General features: G+C 54.2%; 17 protein-coding genes and 1 riboswitch. Of the genes, 8 read left to right on the plus strand and 9 right to left on the minus strand.

The window, feature by feature from the left end:
* Nucleotides 1–3: 3 nt before the first annotated feature.
* Nucleotides 4–507 carry a CBS domain-containing protein gene (locus tag QUE41_RS16050; protein WP_286340007.1) on the minus strand — a complete coding sequence of 168 codons (504 nt, stop codon included), beginning with the start codon at nt 505–507 and terminating at the stop codon, nt 4–6.
* 221 nt (nt 508–728) lie between these two features.
* On the opposite strand from QUE41_RS16050, the gene QUE41_RS16055 reads away from it, so the two are divergent.
* Together QUE41_RS16055 and nadE are read left to right on the plus strand one after the other, a co-directional pair.
* Nucleotides 729–1,634: a LysR substrate-binding domain-containing protein gene (locus QUE41_RS16055; RefSeq protein ID WP_028109482.1), complete on the plus strand. Its 906-nt coding sequence runs from the start codon at nt 729–731 to the stop codon at nt 1,632–1,634.
* Between the two features lie 249 nt (nt 1,635–1,883).
* Nucleotides 1,884–2,714 carry an NAD(+) synthase gene (nadE, locus tag QUE41_RS16060; protein WP_286340008.1) on the plus strand — a complete coding sequence of 277 codons (831 nt, stop codon included), beginning with the start codon at nt 1,884–1,886 and terminating at the stop codon, nt 2,712–2,714.
* A gap of 56 nt (nt 2,715–2,770) precedes the next feature.
* Here the strand turns inward: nadE and QUE41_RS16065 are convergent, their stop codons facing one another.
* Nucleotides 2,771–3,955 carry an MFS transporter gene (locus QUE41_RS16065; protein WP_286340009.1) on the minus strand — a complete coding sequence of 395 codons (1,185 nt, stop codon included), beginning with the start codon at nt 3,953–3,955 and terminating at the stop codon, nt 2,771–2,773.
* Between the two features lie 100 nt (nt 3,956–4,055).
* Here QUE41_RS16065 and QUE41_RS16070 point away from each other — a divergent pair, with 100 nt between their 5' ends.
* The 5 genes from QUE41_RS16070 to QUE41_RS16090 all read left to right on the plus strand — a co-directional run bounded on the left by QUE41_RS16070 (nt 4,056) and on the right by QUE41_RS16090 (nt 9,412).
* Nucleotides 4,056–4,937, plus strand: a complete 882-nt coding sequence (locus tag QUE41_RS16070) for a LysR family transcriptional regulator (protein WP_286340010.1) — start codon at nt 4,056–4,058, stop codon at nt 4,935–4,937.
* 1,101 nt (nt 4,938–6,038) lie between these two features.
* Entirely contained in the window at nt 6,039–6,395 is a 357-nt protein-coding gene (locus QUE41_RS16075; RefSeq protein WP_286340011.1) for a hypothetical protein, read from the plus strand.
* Nucleotides 6,395–7,015 (plus strand): ABC-three component system protein, encoded by a 621-nt coding sequence (locus QUE41_RS16080; protein WP_286340012.1) that lies wholly within the window; start codon nt 6,395–6,397, stop codon nt 7,013–7,015. The genes QUE41_RS16075 and QUE41_RS16080 overlap by 1 nt, the downstream gene beginning before the upstream one ends.
* Entirely contained in the window at nt 7,015–7,509 is a 495-nt protein-coding gene (locus QUE41_RS16085; protein ID WP_286340013.1) for an ABC-three component system middle component 5, read from the plus strand. Before QUE41_RS16080 ends, QUE41_RS16085 begins: the two co-directional genes overlap by 1 nt.
* Nucleotides 7,502–9,412 (plus strand): SMC family protein, encoded by a 1,911-nt coding sequence (locus QUE41_RS16090; protein ID WP_286340014.1) that lies wholly within the window; start codon nt 7,502–7,504, stop codon nt 9,410–9,412. Before QUE41_RS16085 ends, QUE41_RS16090 begins: the two co-directional genes overlap by 8 nt.
* Before the next feature lie 368 nt (nt 9,413–9,780).
* Here QUE41_RS16090 and QUE41_RS16095 read toward each other — a convergent pair whose 3' ends face one another.
* From QUE41_RS16095 to QUE41_RS16120, 6 genes are all read right to left on the minus strand, one after another.
* On the minus strand, nt 9,781–10,908 hold the full coding sequence (locus QUE41_RS16095) for an IS110 family RNA-guided transposase (protein WP_286339594.1): 1,128 nt from the start codon (nt 10,906–10,908) through the stop codon (nt 9,781–9,783).
* Between the two features lie 215 nt (nt 10,909–11,123).
* On the minus strand, nt 11,124–12,209 hold the full coding sequence (locus QUE41_RS16100; RefSeq protein WP_286340015.1) for an alkene reductase: 1,086 nt from the start codon (nt 12,207–12,209) through the stop codon (nt 11,124–11,126).
* 11 nt (nt 12,210–12,220) lie between these two features.
* Entirely contained in the window at nt 12,221–13,315 is a 1,095-nt protein-coding gene (locus QUE41_RS16105) for an alkene reductase (RefSeq protein WP_286340016.1), read from the minus strand.
* Between the two features lie 9 nt (nt 13,316–13,324).
* Nucleotides 13,325–14,017, minus strand: a complete 693-nt coding sequence (locus QUE41_RS16110) for an SDR family oxidoreductase (RefSeq protein WP_286340017.1) — start codon at nt 14,015–14,017, stop codon at nt 13,325–13,327.
* 149 nt (nt 14,018–14,166) lie between these two features.
* Nucleotides 14,167–15,414, minus strand: a complete 1,248-nt coding sequence (lysA, locus tag QUE41_RS16115) for a diaminopimelate decarboxylase (RefSeq protein WP_286340018.1) — start codon at nt 15,412–15,414, stop codon at nt 14,167–14,169.
* 1 nt (nt 15,415) lies between these two features.
* The gene (locus QUE41_RS16120; protein ID WP_286340019.1) at nt 15,416–17,002 is read right to left on the minus strand and encodes a Na+/H+ antiporter NhaC family protein; all 1,587 of its coding nucleotides are present in this window, start codon (nt 17,000–17,002) and stop codon (nt 15,416–15,418) included.
* 93 nt (nt 17,003–17,095) lie between these two features.
* Nucleotides 17,096–17,294, minus strand: a riboswitch (Lysine riboswitch).
* 254 nt (nt 17,295–17,548) lie between these two features.
* On the opposite strand from QUE41_RS16120, the gene QUE41_RS16125 reads away from it, so the two are divergent.
* Complete coding sequence (locus tag QUE41_RS16125) at nt 17,549–18,490, plus strand: YeiH family protein (RefSeq protein WP_286340020.1); 942 nt, start codon at nt 17,549–17,551, stop codon at nt 18,488–18,490.
* On the opposite strand, the gene QUE41_RS16130 is transcribed toward QUE41_RS16125, so the two are convergent.
* Entirely contained in the window at nt 18,467–18,619 is a 153-nt protein-coding gene (locus QUE41_RS16130; protein WP_286340021.1) for a hypothetical protein, read from the minus strand. The two genes, QUE41_RS16125 and QUE41_RS16130, sit on opposite strands and share 24 nt — an antisense overlap.
* Between the last annotated feature and the right edge of the window lie 176 nt (nt 18,620–18,795).

Raw genomic sequence — 18,795 nt, forward strand, 5'->3', positions numbered from 1 at the left:
TAGTTAATGAGCCACACTGCGATAGAGGTGGCGCAACGCTCCCACCAGATCCCGGCGGCTCACCATGCCCACCAGATGGCCGTTATCCACCACGGGAAAATGACGCGGATGCCAGGAACGGCCCTCCCGGGCCCGCTCCTTCATAGGCATATTGCTCAGGGTCACGGCGCTGCCGTTGCCATCGATGGGGTAGAGGGTGTTGGGATCCACGCAGATGCGTTCTGCCAGGGCCAGCAGATCATCTTTGGGGGTCAGCACGGTCACCTTGCGCTGCATCAGCTCGCACACCTGAGCACACTGCTCAGGCTGGTAATCGTGGAGCCAGAGGTCCAGCAAGAGATCATGCTCGCTGAGCACCCCCACCAGACGGCCATGGGCATCGATGACGGGCGCCGCGCCGAGGCGGGCCTCCATCAGTTTATCCAGGGCCTCGCCGGCATCGGTATCGGGGTGAAGCACGACTTCAGGTTCGTGCATGACGTTGGCGACAGTCAGAGATTGGGGCATAGGGCACCTCCTGTTGCAGGCGGCGCCGCAACTTTCAGCTAGGACGCCGCATCCTTTACGACAAATCTCTTTCTATTAACTCTTGTTTTCCCACATATTGGCTCTCATGTGGAGGAATTTATTGATGTGCCCTCCAGTTTTATTCAGTGAAATTTATAAAGCCAGTTAACTGTGGTTCAATGCTTGCAGAACTGGATTAACTTCGAACCGGAGCCATCAAGGTGCGTTTCTCTCTCAAGCAGCTGGCGGTATTCAATGCCGTTGCCGATTTCGGCAGTGTCAGTAAGGCCGCTCAGACCCTCTCTTTGACTCAGTCGGCCACCAGCATGTCCCTGTCTCAGCTTGAGAAGTCCTTGGGAAGGCCGCTGTTTGAGCGCCAGGGCAAACGCATGGTCCTCAGCCACTGGGGCAACTGGTTGCGCCCGCGGGCCAAGCAGCTGCTGCACGATGCCCGCCAGATTGAGCTGGGCCTCTATGACCAGCATCTGATCAGCGGCGAGATCCAGCTCGGCGCCAGTCAGACCGCCGCGGAACACCTGGTCCCAGAGCTCATCAGCCGCATCGACGGCGACTTCCCCGAGATCCGCATCGAACTGACGGTACACAACACCCAGAAGGTGATCGAAGGCGTCCTCAGTTACCAGTACGACATTGGCATCATCGAGGGGCGCTGCGACGACAGCCGCATCTGTCACGAGGTGTGGTGCGACGATCACCTGGTGATCATTGCCGCCAAGCACCACCCCTTCGCCCGCCAGAAGCAGATCAGCGCCGCCCAGCTGGAGCAGGCCAAGTGGGTCCTGCGGGAACAGGGGGCCGGCACCCGGCGCATCTTCGACAGCGCCATCCATGGCCTGGTCTCAGAGCTGGATGTGTGGCGAGAGTATGAGCATGTACCCGTTCTTCGCACCATGGTCACCAAGGGCTACTACCTCAGCTGCCTGCCCTATCTGGATGTGGCGGCCCAGCTGGAGAGCGGCGAACTGGTGGCGCTGGAGGTCCCCGGACTGGACATGACCCGAACGCTCTCCTTCGTCTGGCGTGCCGACTCCGCAGACAATCCGGTCCGTGAGTGCATCCGTCATGAGGCCAAACAGCTGCTCTCGCGCCTGCCCAGCGCCCGATAACCCAGTAAAACCCTTGATAAGGCGCATCAATTTTCCTGATGTGCCACCACCCACTTTTGTGACCAGCATCACATTGCACCACCTCAAAAATGCGCAACAACGCCCAAGAATCCGCCTTTGAACGGCGGGTAACAGAGCCGCGTTCAACTTCCTGGTTAAATCCCCCACTTACTGCAGCACCGACCTTTCACCCCCAGGGTGGCAATGTTAAATTATCTAGCTACTACCAGCCTGCCAACGGAGCACACAGTGAAAGGACAGATCCTACGAGAGATGAAAGTACTTGCGGCCATCGAACCTGAGTTTGAGGTTCAGCGCCGAGTCGCCTTTATCCAGGGGAAACTCAGGGAATCAGGATGTAAGAACATCGTTCTCGGGATCAGCGGCGGCGTGGACTCCAGCGTCACCGGTCGCCTGTGTCAGCTGGCTGTCGATGGCCTCAACGAGGGTAAGGAAACGCCAGAGTATCGCTTCATCGCCGTACGTCTGCCCTACGACGTGCAGAAAGATGAAGATGAGGCGCAGATGGCCTGCCGCTTTATCCAGCCCAGCAAACAGGTAGAGGTGAACATCAAGGCCGGTGCCGACGGCATTCACGCCGAGACCCTGGCCGCCGTGACCGCTGCCGGCATCGATCTGCCCAGTGAAGACAAGGTGGACTTCGCCAAGGGCAACGTCAAAGCCCGGATGCGCATGGTGGCCCAGTACGAAATTGCCGGCCTGGTAGGCGGCCTGGTGGCCGGCACCGATCACAGCGCCGAGAACGTCACCGGCTTCTACACCAAGCACGGCGATGGCGCCTGCGATCTGGTGCCGATCTTTGGCCTGAACAAACGCCAGGTGAGGCAGATGGCCACCTATCTGGGAGCCCCGGAACGTCTGGTGGTCAAGGCACCCACCGCGGATCTGGAGTGCGACCGCCCCGGCCTGGAAGATGAAGTGGCCCTGGGACTGACCTATGACCAGATTGACGACTTCCTCGAGGGCAAACAGGTGTCCCCAGAGGTGGAAGCCCGCATCATCGGCATCTACAAGTCCACCCAGCACAAGCGCCAGCCGATTCCCACCATCTACGACTGATACAGAAAAGCCCGCGGACAGCGGGCTTTTTTCTTCGGCTGTTCAGACCCAGATGGCTACGCGGCCCGGCATAGGGCCCTCTCCTCTCTGCTGTCCAGATAACCGCTAAATCGGGTCAGTGCCAAGGCAATCATGACAATGGCCGCACCCACCCAAGGGGTGTCCATCAGGCTGCCATTGTCCACAATCAGCCCCCCTGCCCAGGCACCGAAGGCGATGCCCAGGTTAAAGGCGGCGATATTCAGGCCAGATGCCACATCCACCGCATCAGGGCGGAATCGCTGAGCCAGTTGCACCACGTACACCTGCAGGCCAGGCACGTTACCGAAGGCGAAGGCACCCCACACCAAGATGGTGATGGCTATGGCCACCGGATGATAGGCGGTCTGACTGAAGATAAGCAGCACGGTGGCCAGGCCGATGAACATCACGGTCAGGGCAGGGATCGGGCCTTTCTTGTCCGCCAGCTTACCGCCCCAGATGTTACCGAAGGCCACAGACACGCCGTAGAGCAGCATCATCGGGGCCACCCAGGCGCTGGGCACCTGAGTCACCTCCTCCAGGATGGGGGTGAGGAAGGTGAACAGCACGAAGTTACCGCCGTAACCGATGGCAGTGATCAGATACACCAGAATCAGGCGCGGCTCGGTCAATACTTTAAGCTGAGCCGAAATAGGCGCCGCCTTACTCTGCTTCAGGCTATTGGGCACCAGAGCCGCACTGCCAATCAAAGCAACTACACCCAAAGCGGCCACCACCAGGAAAGTGGCGCGCCAGCCCCACTCCTGGCCGATGTAGGTACCCAGGGGCACACCAGTCACTAGAGCCACGGTCAGACCGGTGAACATGATGGCGATGGCACTGGCTTCCTTCTCCTTGGGCACCAGGCTGGTGGCAATGGTGGACCCTATGGAGAAGAACACCCCGTGGGCCAGGCCGGTGAGCGCTCGGGCCACAATCAGGGTTTCATAACCCGGAGACTGCCAGGCAACCAGGTTGCCCACAGTAAACAGAGCCATCAGGCTGAGCAGCAAGCTCTTACGGTTCCACTTCTGGGTCAGCGCGGTGAGCACCGGAGCCCCAACCGCCACCCCCAGGGCATAGAGGCTGACCAGCAGGCCAGCGGAAGGCAAGGACACGCCCAGATCCTGGGCAACGGTGGGCACCAGTCCGACAATCACAAACTCGGTAGTGCCGATGGCAAAGGCACTGAGGGTCAGTGCAAACAGCGCAATGGGCATAATCAACTCCACACAACATTCGATTCAGTGAGGACAGTATCCGCCCGAAGACTTTTGTGATAAATATGACAATCAACAAATCATATTTGTGGAATCAACAATGAAAACCCGTTCCGACGATCTGGCGATCTTCCTGGCGGTAGTGGATCAAGGCAGCTTCAGCGGCGCCGCCACCCTACTGAACGAACAGGTGGCCAAGGTGTCCCGCTCTGTCAGCAAACTGGAGAAGCAACTGGGGATCACCCTGCTCAACCGCACCACCCGGCGAGTGGAGCTGACCGACGAGGGCCGCACCTTTGAGACCCGGGTTCGTAAGGGGCTGTGCATCCTTGAGGAGGCGGAAGAGCAGCTGCTGGTGAGTAAGGACAACCCCAGTGGCACCCTGAGAGTGGACGCCGCCAGCCCGCTGCTGATCCATCAGATCGCCAAGCATATGGGAGAATTCCGCGAGCTCTACCCCAACATCAAGGTGGAACTGACCAGCAACGAAGGCTATGTGGATCTGCTGGAGAAGCGCACCGACCTAGCGTTTCGCATCGGCCCTTTGAGCGATTCCACCCTCCATGCCCGCCTGCTGGGCACCAGTGCATTGCACATGCTGGCCTCCCCCGGTTATCTGGATCGTTACGGCGTGCCCGCCACCCCGGAGGAGCTGAGCAAGCACAGGCTGATTGGCTTTACCGATATCCCCTCCCTCAATCGCTGGCCCATCAAGGGACTGAAAGAGGTGGAACTGCATCTCTCCAGCACCAATGGTGAGGTCATTAGGCAGATGGCCCTCAACGATGGCGGCATCACCTGCCTGTCCAACTTCATGGTGAAAGAGGACATCGCCCAGGGACGGCTGATCCCGATACTGACCGGCCTGATCGACCCCATGTCAGACCGCAGACTGGTAAACGCCGTCTACTATCGAAGCTCCTCCATCTCCAGCCGCATCAGCGTATTCCTCGACTTTATCCAGCAACGATTGAAGCTATAGCGAAAAATCAAAAAGCCCGCAGTTACGGGATTTTTACTTCGACGATTCCTCTTAAGCGGCAGGGTAGTCGGTATAGCATTCGGGGCCGTCGAGCAGAACCAAGGACATACTCAGTCGGAGTTAAAGAAAGCGCAGGTCGGTGTGGAAGGGCCGGATTGGCGCCAAAAGCGGTCATTCGTGGCCAATGTCTTACAGCTTTCTGTGACTATCTCCCTATAAAATATCCACTAAAAGATGTACTTTGATCTCTGTATAAGAATCAGTGATTTACACCATATGTCTGGCAGAGATGATGAGCGCTCTCGTTCGTCAATGGCGAAGCTTGCCTTAAACCTAAGTCGCCAAATTATAAATGCATTTAATATCAATAGCATAATGGTTGGCATTCACTAACTGAACATCACTCATTTAGCTCGATTTGTATACAGTCATGAGGCCGTGCCGCCTTTCCAAGAGCTAGATCCGCCTTGCATGCAAAAGAGCTTTGAAGAAAAGCGGTAAAGCGGCCACTAACACGTTGACAATTTAGTGATTCTGGTGAGCCCCGGAACTTCGCCTAATGTGAATAAACGGCAAGATTATAATGAGTGATGGGGGGCGAGTTGACGTAAAATAGGCTGTTATGTGTATAGAGAAAGTAACGGACGACACTGGTTCCGAAGTAAAGTGCAGTATACACGGTAAAACTCAGGCCACTTTTGTATGTAGTCACTTGGCGCGAAATGAGAGTAAGCAGTGGTATTCACTGGATCCGATTGAAGAAGAGCCATTCCCAGATGCTTGGTGCGACAAGTGCCCTGGTCACTTCGAGAAGGAGGGAGAGTGGAATGAGACTTCTGAGGAGGTTGCAGGAGGGTCAGGCTCGATCCTTATCATGTCTACTGGATGTTACTAAACTAAGAAATCTACGTGTACAGTGCACATTATCTAATAAACACATAAAAAGTGCCTTAAGACTCGGATGCAAAGACACTTAGCTTGTGCTCGTACTTCTCTGATTGTAGCCAAGCTACTACTTTGCGCCGATTAGCCGCGGCGTTAAGTGCAGGTGTTTATATCAAAGTTTCAAATAAAGTTAAATTATTTAAGGAAAAGTTAATTATGGATTGGAAGAGCACTTTGAAAGTTGCAGGACCATCAGCGATTGCTGCATGGGTTTTTGTCGAGCTGATTAAAAACTATTTGTCGACTTCTGAAGTTTTTAAAACAAACACGTATTTGAATTTAGTGCTCCTTATCATAATATTCTCTTTTTGTGTAATAATGGGGTGGTTATGGATACGTAGTAGTAATAAAAAAACAAAAGTAGAACCAAAAGAGAAAAAAGTTCAAAACAATGAAATATGTGACAATGAAGTAGCTAATGACTTGTCAGTTGGCAATAAACACACGAGTGTTGTCGACAATAAGATTTCCAAAAACAAAGTGAAGGGTTCTTTAAATATTGGTGGACAATAATGAGTGTGCCAGGTCAAAATGTAGAGTTAACGCCAATTCATTCGAGAGGGATATCTGTTTCTGGCAATGATATTAAACACAATGATATTTCAGGGGACTTAAATATTGGAAGCACGGTGGTTAAGTTACCATCATATGACATTTCAGTAGGAGCAGAATCTCTTAAGGTGTTAATAAAAGAGCATGAAAAGTTAAAGGAAGAAAGTCCCATATACCTTTATGTTCTTGAAGAGCTTCAAAGTAAAATCACAGATAATGAATCTAGAAAAGTGATTGGGTTGGAAAATAAATTAATAAAGGCAAATAAATTAACTTTTTTTGATGAAGCTCTTATATCCAGTCAGAAAGCGTCAAAAATGATATTAAGGTTTCAAAATGTAAAATCATATCAAATTATATTCAATCATGTTTTAAGCCTGATTATAACGAGATTTCGCTCGCATGTGGCTCCTTTAATTAAAGATGGCGTGGATGACTTGACGGTTAAAACAATGATTAACACAGTCATTGTTGAGCCTTTAAATCAAGAAGTGAGCTTAGCTGGAGGCTACATCACTAGTGAGCTAATTGAAGGAATGTTGTATTTCCTTACAGAGAAGTGCCATGTGGAGTGGATATAATGATAATTTATCATCCAGCTCATGATGTAAACCATTGTTCCTATAGGATATTAAATGTCTTATATGCGGTAAAAAGTAATGAATTACATTGTGATATGTTAAAAATTATTAACTTTTACTATGTGTACCCTCATTTATTAAAGGATATGGAAAGCTATCCAAGGCCATTAAACTACCAAGCAAAAAAGATTAGAAATATAAGAGATTCATTTGAGTTAACACCAAATCCTAGTAGTCTTTTTTTTGAAATGAATCCAACGCACGAAACAGCAATTTCTTCTTTACACCAAAGATCTTTAATTAGTATTGAACGAAATATAGTAAGCCTTGAAAGGCAAAAACTACCACATAGCCTAATTCAAGAATTTAAAAATGACAAACTAACAAAAAGTGACCTTTTCAAAATACTTGTTGAGTGTTTACCTAAAGTTAAGCTGGATGGAGATAATGGCCTTAAAGCAAAGAGCGGATTAATGGAATATAAATATGATTAGGTCAATTTTTTTCGTAGAACGTCTAGTAATCATAAAGTCAGGAAAAAGTGTTTATGATGAAGAATTTCACCAAGGAATTAATGTAATTAGAGGTGATCATTCAGTCGGGAAGACAACAATATTAGAGTTGTTGTTTTATGTTCTAGGTGGAGAGATAAAAGAAAACCAATGGTTGTACCCTGCGGATCGTTGTGATGAAATATATTGTCAAGTTAATGTAAACGGGACTTCATTTACAATAAAAAGAGAAATTGAAAAAGGTAAGATACCCCCAACACGCATCAAAGATGGCTCATATAGTGATACAAGTTCAGATAATTTAGGTTGGAAAAAATTTGGGCCAAGAAGAAGTGAATCTGGTGAGCGAGTTTCTTTTTCTCAACAGTTTTTCGATTTATTGGGCTGGGATAACCATAAGTCAGATGATTATGCCAATTTGACGATGCATCAAATCCTTAGGTTCTTATATGTAGATCAAGAAACGGGATCAACTAAAATCTTTCGCGCAGAAGATAACCCTCGAGGGGATAGTGAAGGTATACGAACTGCAATTGCTGAATTTCTATTAGGCTTAGATAATCTTGATACGCACAAATTGAGACAGCAACTTATTCTAGCAGAAAGAGAGTTTGATAAGGTATCAGCGGACTTAAATGCTATGTATAAGGTATTAGGAAATGATTCAGATCTAACTCTTGAAGTTTTAAATTCACAAGTTACTAGTATTTCTGATGAGATTGTGTCTCTACAAGATACAGATGTTGATTTAAAAATCACAACGGAAATTGAAGTTGATTCTGCATCTAATTACAAAGAATTAGAAAATAAAGTCGACCTATTTAGCCGACAACTTCAAGCTTTAAACGTTGAAATACAAGCAACAACTGGAGAAATAGTTGATTGTGAATTATTTAGCGACTCACTTAATTTTAGAAGAAAATCATTGCTAGAATCAAAATCTGCTTATGATTCTATAGGTGCAATCAAATATACACGCTGCCCTTGTTGCTTAGAAGAGATTAATTCTTCGAACGAAGATACCTGCCATTTATGTAATGCTCCAAATAAAGAGTCCCATCATTCGAACAATTATATGCAAATCTTGACGGAGCTTGATTTTCAAATTAAAAGCAACGCGAAAGTGTTAGATGATTACAAAACGCATTTAGAAGGCCTTAAATCTGCACATGTAATTGCAGAGTCTCAGCTAAAAAACGCACAAAGTGAGTTGCTGTCGAGTGCAAAAGTTGTAGACATAGAAACTCAGGGGTTAATTGAGAGATCTAAAAAAATAGGGTATTTAGAATCTGAAATTAAAAACATTGAAAAGCAAATCAAAATAATATCTGACTTAGATAAATATAAATCTAGAAAATCCGATCTAAATAAAAAAATCACAGACCTTCGAGAAAAAATCACATCCGCTGCTGCATCTAGCAAAAACAGAAGGGATAAAGTTAATCGAGGAATCTGTGAAAATATGTTACCAATTCTCCACTCCGATCTGCGAGATAACGGAAAGCCTTATGAGGAAGTTTTTGGGGAAGCGAAGAGTAATGATATTGAAATCGACTTTTCAAAAGATAGAACACTAATAGATGGAAGGGTGAAGTTTTCAGGTAGCTCTAACTACATAAAAAAGAATGCTTTCTATCTTGCAGCTTTACTTGAGTCTTTGTCAGATCCTCTATACCGACTACCAAGATTTTTAATGTTAGATGCTATTGAGAATGGTGGTATGAAAGCTTTTAGAAGCCACAATTTCCAACGTTCAATAGTAGAAATGTTTAAAGATAAAAAAGATTTTCAAATAATACTATGTACTTCAATGGCTTTAGATGAATTAAATAATGATGAATATGGTGTTGGCCCTTACTATGTTGGTAATGTAATTGATATTTAATACTGGCAGATAACAAAGTTGTTAAAGCAGACATAAAACAGTAGGCTATGTTCGCCTCGCTCTGATTTCAGCCTGCTATTTTGTGCCGTTTACAACGGCGTTGATATGATTCCCCCTGTCAATAGGCACAGACTTGTCCATGCCGGGCCCTAAAAGGCCGGCTTGGACACCCTGGTGAGAGACCTCTGGCAAGTCAATGTTCGGCGGTTGACCTTGCTGATATTCGCGGGTTTGGTTATCCGCATTACTTGTTTGCGCCGCTGGAGCCTTGCCTCATTCTATGTGCGCGCATGTAAACGCCTAACGCCGTCGAGGGTTGCTCTCACCGCTGCCGCCGGTCTGCATCACCAGGATGGTTTTCCAGATTGTCAGCCTATGTGGACACGTCGCTCCGGTTCAAAACGTTGGGCGATGTCCCACAGGTAGCCCGTGAGCTCTCTGGCCACGGCTGTGACCACTTTGTTGTACTCCTTGCCTCGTGCTTGCAACCGCCGGAAGCGGGCACACAGGCGCAGTTGTACCTCCCAGGAGCGTTGTTGCAGCTTGTGTGAGTGGTGCTGCTGACGTATCTGCATTTCTCGGGAGACTTTGGGGCTAAAGCGATAGGCCCAGGCGGCTTCAATGAGGATGCGCCGAGCGTGGGTATTGCCACATTTGGTGATGTTCCCGCGCCTTTCCCTAGTACCACTTGAACGTTCACTGGGGGTTAGCCCCACGAAGTTCATGAGTTGCCTGGGGTTGGTGAAACGCCGCAGGTCGCCAAGTTCCGCCATCAGGGTGATGGCCGACAGGAAGCGGATTCCTCGCAGCGCCGTGAGTTGCTGTACCAAGGGATACCAGCGCCAGGATTCGGCCAGGGTCTCCATTTCGAGTTCGAGGCGTTGCAGGCGCTCGTAACGCTCGGTGACAGTGTGAATATAGTCCTGAAAGGTTATCTTCTGTGCTGGCTCGGAGAAGTGGATGTCAGCCAGGTGGCGTTTATAGGCGTCGGTCCAATTTTGGCGACCGCTACAGGGGTGGCCATTGCGCAGTAGAAACGACTTGAGCCGCTGACGAGCTTGGCGCAGGTCCAGCATGGCGTCCTCGCGACAGCGAATAAGATCGCGAATGGCCTCGTCTCTGGCGTCAGGTATGTATATGGGGGCAATGTCCCCCGAGCGAGCCAGACGTGCCAAGGTGCACGCGTCGCGTTTGTCGGTCTTCACTTTATCGCCAGGAGCTCTTGGGATGAGAGCAGGTGCAATGACCCAGCAGTCGATATCGCGCTTATTGAGATGGCGGTAGAGCCAGAATCCGCAAGGGCCGGCTTCATAGACAACACAGAGCTTATTGGCCTTGGTCGCCTGCTGCTTCAGCAGTTTGTCGAAGGCCCTAATGTTGGTGGGAACGGTGCCGTAGTAGCGAACGGTGTCACCCATCGAATCGGAAATCAAAGCGACATCAGTGGTTTCCTTGTGCACATCCAGTCCGACGAAAAGTGTGTTAGCTTTAATCATGTCGACCTCCTGTTGTGTTTGATTGCGTGATACAACAAACAGTGTGGCTCTGGTTTTACTAACCCACGATAAAACGCAGGAGGTCGACCCTTGCACAGGGAACCATGATGTCTATCGTTGACCGCTTTGTGGCTCCTGTCTTTTTTAATACCACCACAAATAGCTCAGGATGAAGCGCTGTAACTCTGCCTCAGCATTCACTGAGGCAGATACACTCAGGCCGTGGGGTAGTCGGTATAGCCTTCGGCGCCGCCACCGTAGAAGGTGGCGTGGGCAGCGTAATCCACCGGCGTCAGAGGCAACTGCTCCCGGCAGCGGCGGACAAAGTCCGGGTTGGTGATAAAAGGCTGACCAAAGGCAATCAGATCCGCATACCCGCTGGCCAGCATCGCCTGGCCACTCTCCAGGGTGTACTTGCCCGCCACCATGATGGGGTGGGGGTAACACTTGCGCACCTGGGCACGGAAACTCTCCGGCACTTCGGCGCAGTTGGAGATGTTCTCCGAGAAGTGCAGATAGGCCAGTCCCAGAGGCGCCAGCTGCTCCACCACCTTCAGGGTCAGCGCCACCACTTCAGGGTCCACCCGGCTCTCACCCTCGGTGACAAAGGGCGACAGACGAATGGCGGTGCGATCGCCACCGATCGCCTCGGCCACCGCTTGGGTCACTTCCAACAGGAAGCGTGCCCGGTTCTCCTGGCTGCCGCCGTATTGGTCGTCACGCTGGTTGCTGGTTTGACGCAGGAACTGATCGATCAGGTAACCATGGGCACCATGGAGCTCCACTCCGTCAAAGCCCGCCTCCACGGCATTTTTGGCCGCCTGAACAAAATCGGCGATGGTGGCCTGAATGTCCTCCAGGGTCATCGCCCTGGGCACCGAGGTCTCAATCATGCCAAACCCACCCTCAGGCAGGGGGCCATAGACCTGATCCGGCACCTTGATGGCAGAGGCGGACACCGGCTGCTCTCCGGCAATGCTCTCGTGGGAGCGGCGGCCCACATGCCACAGCTGGATGAAGATCTTACCGCCCTGCCTGTGCACTTCATCGGTCACCAGCTTCCAGCCGTCGATCTGCTCCTGAGTGTAGATCCCCGGGGTCAGGGAGTATCCGCGGCCTACGGCAGAGATGGGGGCGCCTTCGGTGATGATCAGGCCCGCAGTCGCACGCTGACCATAGTACTCGGCCATCAAGGCGTTGGGACGATCGCCAGGCTGGTCGGTTCGGGAGCGGGTCATGGGCGCCATGGCAAAGCGGTTGGCCAGCTCTGCCGAGCCCAGGGTAAAGGGAGTGAAAATCATCTCTGTGTTCCTTACTGCTGCTCTGCAACGGGATAATCGGTGAGGCCGCGGGCACCACCACCAAACAGGGTGTCGGGGTCATGCTGGGCCAAGGGCAACTCCTCCGCCAGCCGCTTGGGCAGGTCCGGATTGGCCACAAAGGGACGACCGAAACCGATCATGTCTGCCCAGCCCTGGGCCAGGGCGGCGTCCGCCTTGGCCTTGTCGTACTTGCCGGCGTAGATCAATACGCCCTCGAAGTTGCGACGTATCGCCTGCTTAAAGGCCAGAGGCATGTCCGGGGCATCGTCCCAGTCCGCCTCGGCGATGTGCAGATAGGCGATGCCGATGCGGTTGAGCAGCTCGGCGGCGGCCACGTAGGTGGTCTGCGGATCCGCGTCCACGGTGCCATTGAGGGTGGTCAGCGGTGCCAGGCGCACGCCGACCCGCTCCGGACCAATGGCCTCGGCCATGGCGGTGACCACCTCACCCAGAAAGCGCAGGCGGTTCTCCAGCGTGCCGCCGTACTCATCGGTGCGGGCATTGGACTCAGAATCGATAAACTGGTTGATCAGATAGCCATTGGCCCCGTGAAGTTCGATGCCGTCGAAACCGGCCGCCACGGCATTGCGCGCCGCCTGGGCGAACTGCTCCACAATCTCTCCAATCTCTTTGACGGAGAGGGCTCTGGGCTCGACCACATCCACGAAGCCGGGCTGAGTGCTGCCGTTGTCCACAAACACCCTGACGTTCAGTGCTTTGATGGCGGAAGCGGACACCGGTTGTTCGCCGCCAATGTTGTCCGGATGGGTCACCCGGCCCACATGCCAGAGCTGGGCAAAGATGGTGCCGCCGGCCTGGTGTACCGCGTCGGTCACCAGACGCCAGCCATCGATCTGCGCCTGGGTATAGATTCCCGGGGTCCAGGCATAGCCCTTGGCCAAGGGGCCAATCTGGGTGCCTTCACTGATGATTAGGCCGGCGCTGGCGCGCTGGGCGTAGTACTGGGCCATCAGTTCGTTGGCCACATCCCCCGGCTGAGTCGCACGGGAGCGGGTCATGGGAGGCATAACGATGCGGTTGGTCAGGGTCTTGCCCGCCAACTCTATGGGTTGAAACAGTGCCATTATTAACTCCTACCAGGGAATGGTTGAACCGTCGAAAACTTGGAAGCTGCCCGAGGTCTCGGGGGTAAGCCGTTCTATCTGAGCCATCATGCCGGCAACGCTCTCAGACGGGGTGAACTTGGCCTGCTCGCCGCCCATGTCGGTCTGCACCCAGCCCGGATGCAGAGCCAGGGTTTTCACCCCCTGCTCTTTCAGGTTGTGAGCCGCCGACACCAGGATCTGATTCAGTGCCGCTTTGGAGGCGCGGTAGCTGTACATGCCGCCAGAACCGTTATCCTCCAGGCTGGCCACCCGGGTCGAGATGCCCACTATGCTTTTGTGTTCGCTGGCGGCCACGTGGTCTTTCAGGGCCTGAATCAACAGGGCCGGCGCCACGGTGTTAATGGTAAGCACCTTAATCCACTCGGATTGGGTCATCTGCCCCAGTTCGGCGCATTGCTCGCCCAGCACGCCGGCGTTCAGGATCAGGTGGTCGATGGTCCGGCCTTCAAGCTCCAGAGCCAGCTCCCAGATCGCCCCTTCATCGGTGACATCCAGGGAAAAAAGCTCAATCTCCGGATTGGCTTCCGTCAACCGGTTCAGGGCCTCGGCCCCTCTGGGATCCCGGCAACAGGCCAGCACCTGCCAGCCCTTGCGGGCATATTGGCGGACAAACTCCAGGCCCAGGCCGCGGTTGGCGCCGGTGATTAGGACAGTATTCATGCACAACTCCTCTCGTTCATGGAGTCGACACTAGCACCCGGGCTCTTTTGCAAATAGAGGAGAAGTGACAAAAGACCTTTGTAAAAACGGAAAAAATCATCTCCGGCGCTCCCTAAAAAAGCCCGCAATCGCGGGCTTTTGGCTTAGGCCTAGTCTGGCAGGGTATGCTCCCCCTGCCACAGCAGCTGCAGGGGTTCCCGCTCCCGAATCAGGTGCAGTTGATCGCTGTCCACCATCACCTCGGCCACCCTGGGGCGGCTGTTGTAGTTAGACGCCATGGTAAAGCCATAGGCTCCGGCGCCACGCACCGCCAGCAGATCCCCTTCAGCCAGGGCCAAACGGCGCCCCTTGCCCAGGAAGTCGCCGGTTTCGCACACCGGGCCGACGATGTCGTACAGTCGCTCCTCGTCCGGACGGGGAATCACAGGCACAATCTGCTGGCTGGCACCATAGAGGCTGGGCCTGAGCAGATCGTTCATGGCGGCATCGACGATGGCAAAATCGCGCTCTTCGCCCTGCTTCAGGTACTCCACCTTGGTCACCAGAATCCCTGCGTTGGCCATGATCGCCCGCCCCGGCTCCAGGATCAGCTTAAGCTGACGCTCGCCCAGGCTGGGCAGCAACGCTTTTACGTACTCGGCGGGACTGGGCGGGGTCTCGTCGGTGTAGGGCACCCCAAGGCCACCGCCGAGGTCCAGATGTTCCAGCTCAATGCCCTGCTCTGCCAACTGGTCCATCAGCCCCAGCAGCCGTTCCAGGGCTTCCACGAAGGGGCGGGCCTCGGTCAATTGGGAGCCGATGTGGCAATCCATGCCGGTCACCTTGAGGTTGGGTAGCTCATCGGCCCGGCGATAGACCGCCACCGCCCGCTCCCAGGGGATACCAAACTTGTTCTGCTTGAGCCCAGTGGAGATGTAGGGGTGACTGTTGGCATCGATGTCAGGGTTGATCCTCAGAGAGACCGGGGCCTGAAGCCCCATCTCGCCAGCCACCCTATCCAGGCGCTCCAGCTCAGCCTCAGACTCCACGTTGAAGCAGAGAATCCCCGCTTCCAGCGCCTGGCGCATCTCTGCCTCGGTTTTCCCCACTCCGGAGAACACCACCTTGGCCGGATCGCCTCCGGCCTGAAGCACCCGGGCCAGCTCACCGCCGGAAACGATGTCGAAGCCAGAGCCCATACGGGCCATCAGGTTGAGGATGGCCAGGTTGGAGTTGGCCTTCACCGCGTAACAGATGAGGTGGTCCCGCCCGCCCATGGCGTCGCTGAAGGCGTGCCAATGGCGCTCGATGGTAGCCCGGGAGTAGAGATAACATGGCGTGCCAAAACGGTCGGCGGCCTCGGCCACCGGCACCGACTCAGCCATCAGCTGTCCGTCACTGTAGTTGAAGTAGTCCATATCAAGCCCTTTCAGTTTGGTAGTGGTGCTCTCCACCCTCCCGGCGGCGCAACAGCCCCACCAGAACCATCAGGCCCAGACAGCTGATCAGCAATCCGGCGGCCACAGAGCCAGTAAAGCCCAGTACCAGATAACCTGCCAGGGCAAGACCTGCCGCCATCACCGCATAGGGCAGCTGAGTAGCCACGTGATCCATATGATGGCAGGCGGAACCGGTAGAGGAGAGGATGGTGGTATCGGAGATGGGTGAGCAGTGGTCGCCGAACACTCCGCCAGCCAGAACCGCAGACAGGGCGGGCACCAGCAGAGCAGGCTCCAGGGCCAGCGCCATGTTGGCGGCAATGGGCAGCATGATGGCAAAGGTGCCGTAGCTGGTGCCGGTGGAAAACGCGGCGGCGGCGGAGATCAGGAACACCAGGGCCGGCAGCAGGGACTGAGGCAGACTCTCTGACGCCAGACCCGCCAGATACTTACCGGTTTCCAGATCGGCAATCACCCCGGCGATGCTCCAGGCCATCAGCAGAATGTAGACCGCAGGCAGCATGGAGTGCATCCCCTTAATGATGGCGCGGCCAATCAGCGCTGGAGATACCCCTTGGGCGATCATTCCCAGGGCGGTGATCACTATGGTGATGCTGCCTGCGGTTACCATGGACCAGGCACCGTCGGCGTTCTCCAAGGCGGCAATCAGGGCGAAAGGTTCACCGGCGGCCTGCAGCGCCATGTCGCCGGAGAACAGCATCAGACCCACCACCAGGCTCACCAGCAGTACCAATGGACCTGCCAGGTTCAGCACTGTGCCACTGCGGGCCTGTTCCAGCCCCAGGTCTTCACCGGCAGGGGTGCCCTTTTGTGCATCCCAGAGTTGGCCAGCCTGGGCCCGGCGCTCCGCCGCCGCCATGGGGCCAATATCCAGGCGGAAGTAGACCACGCAGATCAGCAAGGCCAGGGCGGTCAGGGCATAGAAGTTGAAGGGGATCATCTGGGCAAACAGCGACAGGGCGGTCATCTCGGTCAGCCCATGGCTGGCCAGCAGCGCCGCCAGCAGAGACATGATGTAGGCCCCCCAGGTGGAGATGGGGGAGACCACACACACAGGGGCCGAGGTGGAGTCGATGCAGTAGGCCAGCTTTTCCCGGGAGATGCCGTATTGATCGGTCACCGGCCGGGCGACGTTGCCCACCAGCAGGGCATTGAAATAGTCATCGATGAAAATCACCGCCCCAAGGAACAGGGTCATCAGCTGGGCGTCGCGACGATCACGGATGCGGCGACGGGCCCAACGGGCAAAGGCGCGGGTGCCGCCGGACACGGAGATCAGCGCCATCAGGGTCCCCATGGTCATCAAAAAGCCCAGGGTATACAGATTCCAGCTGGCGAAGCCATCACCGTCCCACACCAGGCCAGTGGATCGGGAGGTCAGTTCAGACAGGATCACCGAGGGAGCGAAATCCGCCAGCATGATGATCCCCAACAGAATTCCCAGACCCAGGGAGAGCAACACTCTGCGCGTCACAATTGCCAGGCCAATGGCGGCCACGGGAGGCAGAATAGAAAGTGCCGAATCGGCGTAACTGATTAAAACCATCGTTTCTCTTTGTCTTATAAGTACGATGGAGGCTGCTGACAGTGGCGATATGCCACGGACGCCACCCACGGGAGAGAAATAGGGGTGACGACGTCCTTCAGTAGCGCTCCACAGTAAATTCAATCCCCAATGTCCGTTTGGGATTTACCATGGCAGTGCTGCACCTGTTAGATACAGCCCCAGCGACCGGGGATGACGCCCCTGCCACTTCGGCATCGACTCCTTTCTCTCGACCTCATCGGGTGTCACCCTGATTCGAGATACTGATAGGCGATGCGCCTCTACTGTTACCCAGTGCGGGTAACGATCTGTGTGTTACAGCCTATAACAGAATCTGTTTCGAACGCCAGTAAAAAGTTAAGAAACCGGCATTTAGACCAGTTTCCCGCCCAAACCCCACAAAACAGTAACTTTTGGCCAGAAGGGATTACATCCTGCTGTTCCAGGCAGGTTGAGCATCCATCAGGGCAAAAAGCGTGATCGGGATCTCGTCACCGTTTGACCATCCCCTTATACTGAGCGCCTTTCACTGACGAGAGCCCATTGATGTCACGCCCCAGCCCAACACTGTTCTCCCGGCCCCAGCATGCCTTGTTCTGGCTCACGGCCCTGGCCTGCCTGCTGCCGGTGATCAGCTCCCCCATGGCGCTGGTGCTGGGCATAGTGGCCGCCAGCCTGGGCGCCATCCCCAAGGGGGTGAACACCGGCGCCCTGGCCAAGAAGCTGCTGGCGTTCTCCATCGTCGGTCTGGGCTTCGGCATTCAGCTGGACCAGGCCATCGATGCCACCCGGGCGGGCCTGGGGATCATCGTCGTCACCATTTTCGGCACCCTGGCCCTGGGCACCCTGATGGCCCGGGCCCTGAAGCTGGACAGCAAGACCGGTCACCTGATCGCCTCGGGCACCGCCATCTGTGGCGGCAGCGCTATTGCGGCGGTGGCCCCGGCCATCGACGCCGACAGCAAACAGGTCTCCCTGGCCCTGGCGACCGTGTTCGTGCTCAACTCCGTCGCCCTGTTCCTGTTTCCCGTGATTGGTCATCTGGTGGGACTGAGCCAGGAGCAGTTCGGCATCTGGAGTGCCATCGCCATCCACGATACCTCCTCAGTGGTCGGCGCCGCCGGAGCCTACGGGGATCAGGCGCTGATCACCGCCACCACCCTGAAGCTGGCACGGGCCCTGTGGATCATTCCTGTGGCCTTTATCAGTGCCCTGGCCTTTCGCAGTCAAAGCCGCAAGCTCAGCGTGCCGATGTTCATTCTCTACTACTGTGTGGCCATAGGTGTGGCCCATCTGCTGCCGCAGATGGCGCCGGTATGGGAGGGGGTCTTCTGGGCCAGCAAGCGTTTGCTGGTGGTCTGTCTGTTCCTGATTGGTTGCGGCATCACTGCCCGCCGACTGAGAGAGGCGGGACCAAAACCGCTGATGTTGGGAGTGGGCCTGTGGCTGGCCATCAGTTCGGTGTCACTCCTTTACCTTCTCGCCTGAGGCGCTCAGCACCACAGCGAGCACGGCAACGAAGCCCAGCAGCTCCAGTGTCGCCCTGATCATTCCATCTGTGGTCAGGGCCACCACCGCCATCAGCGGCAACAGTAACCACAATGCCCCCTGTCTCATCACCCAATCCTCTGCGCATTTTCAGAGGTTCATCATGGTCCCCGGGCCAGCAGCCATCAAACGCCATTTCGACTGTGATATTCCCAAAAGCTATATAAAAGCCAATATTAATAACTTTGTTTTAAATTGACTCTACCCGTTAAGAGCAGCCATCCCGCCTACATGCATAGGCCTGT

Origin of the sequence: Ferrimonas sp. YFM (assembly GCF_030296015.1) — a bacterium.
Taxonomy (GTDB): domain Bacteria; phylum Pseudomonadota; class Gammaproteobacteria; order Enterobacterales; family Shewanellaceae; genus Ferrimonas.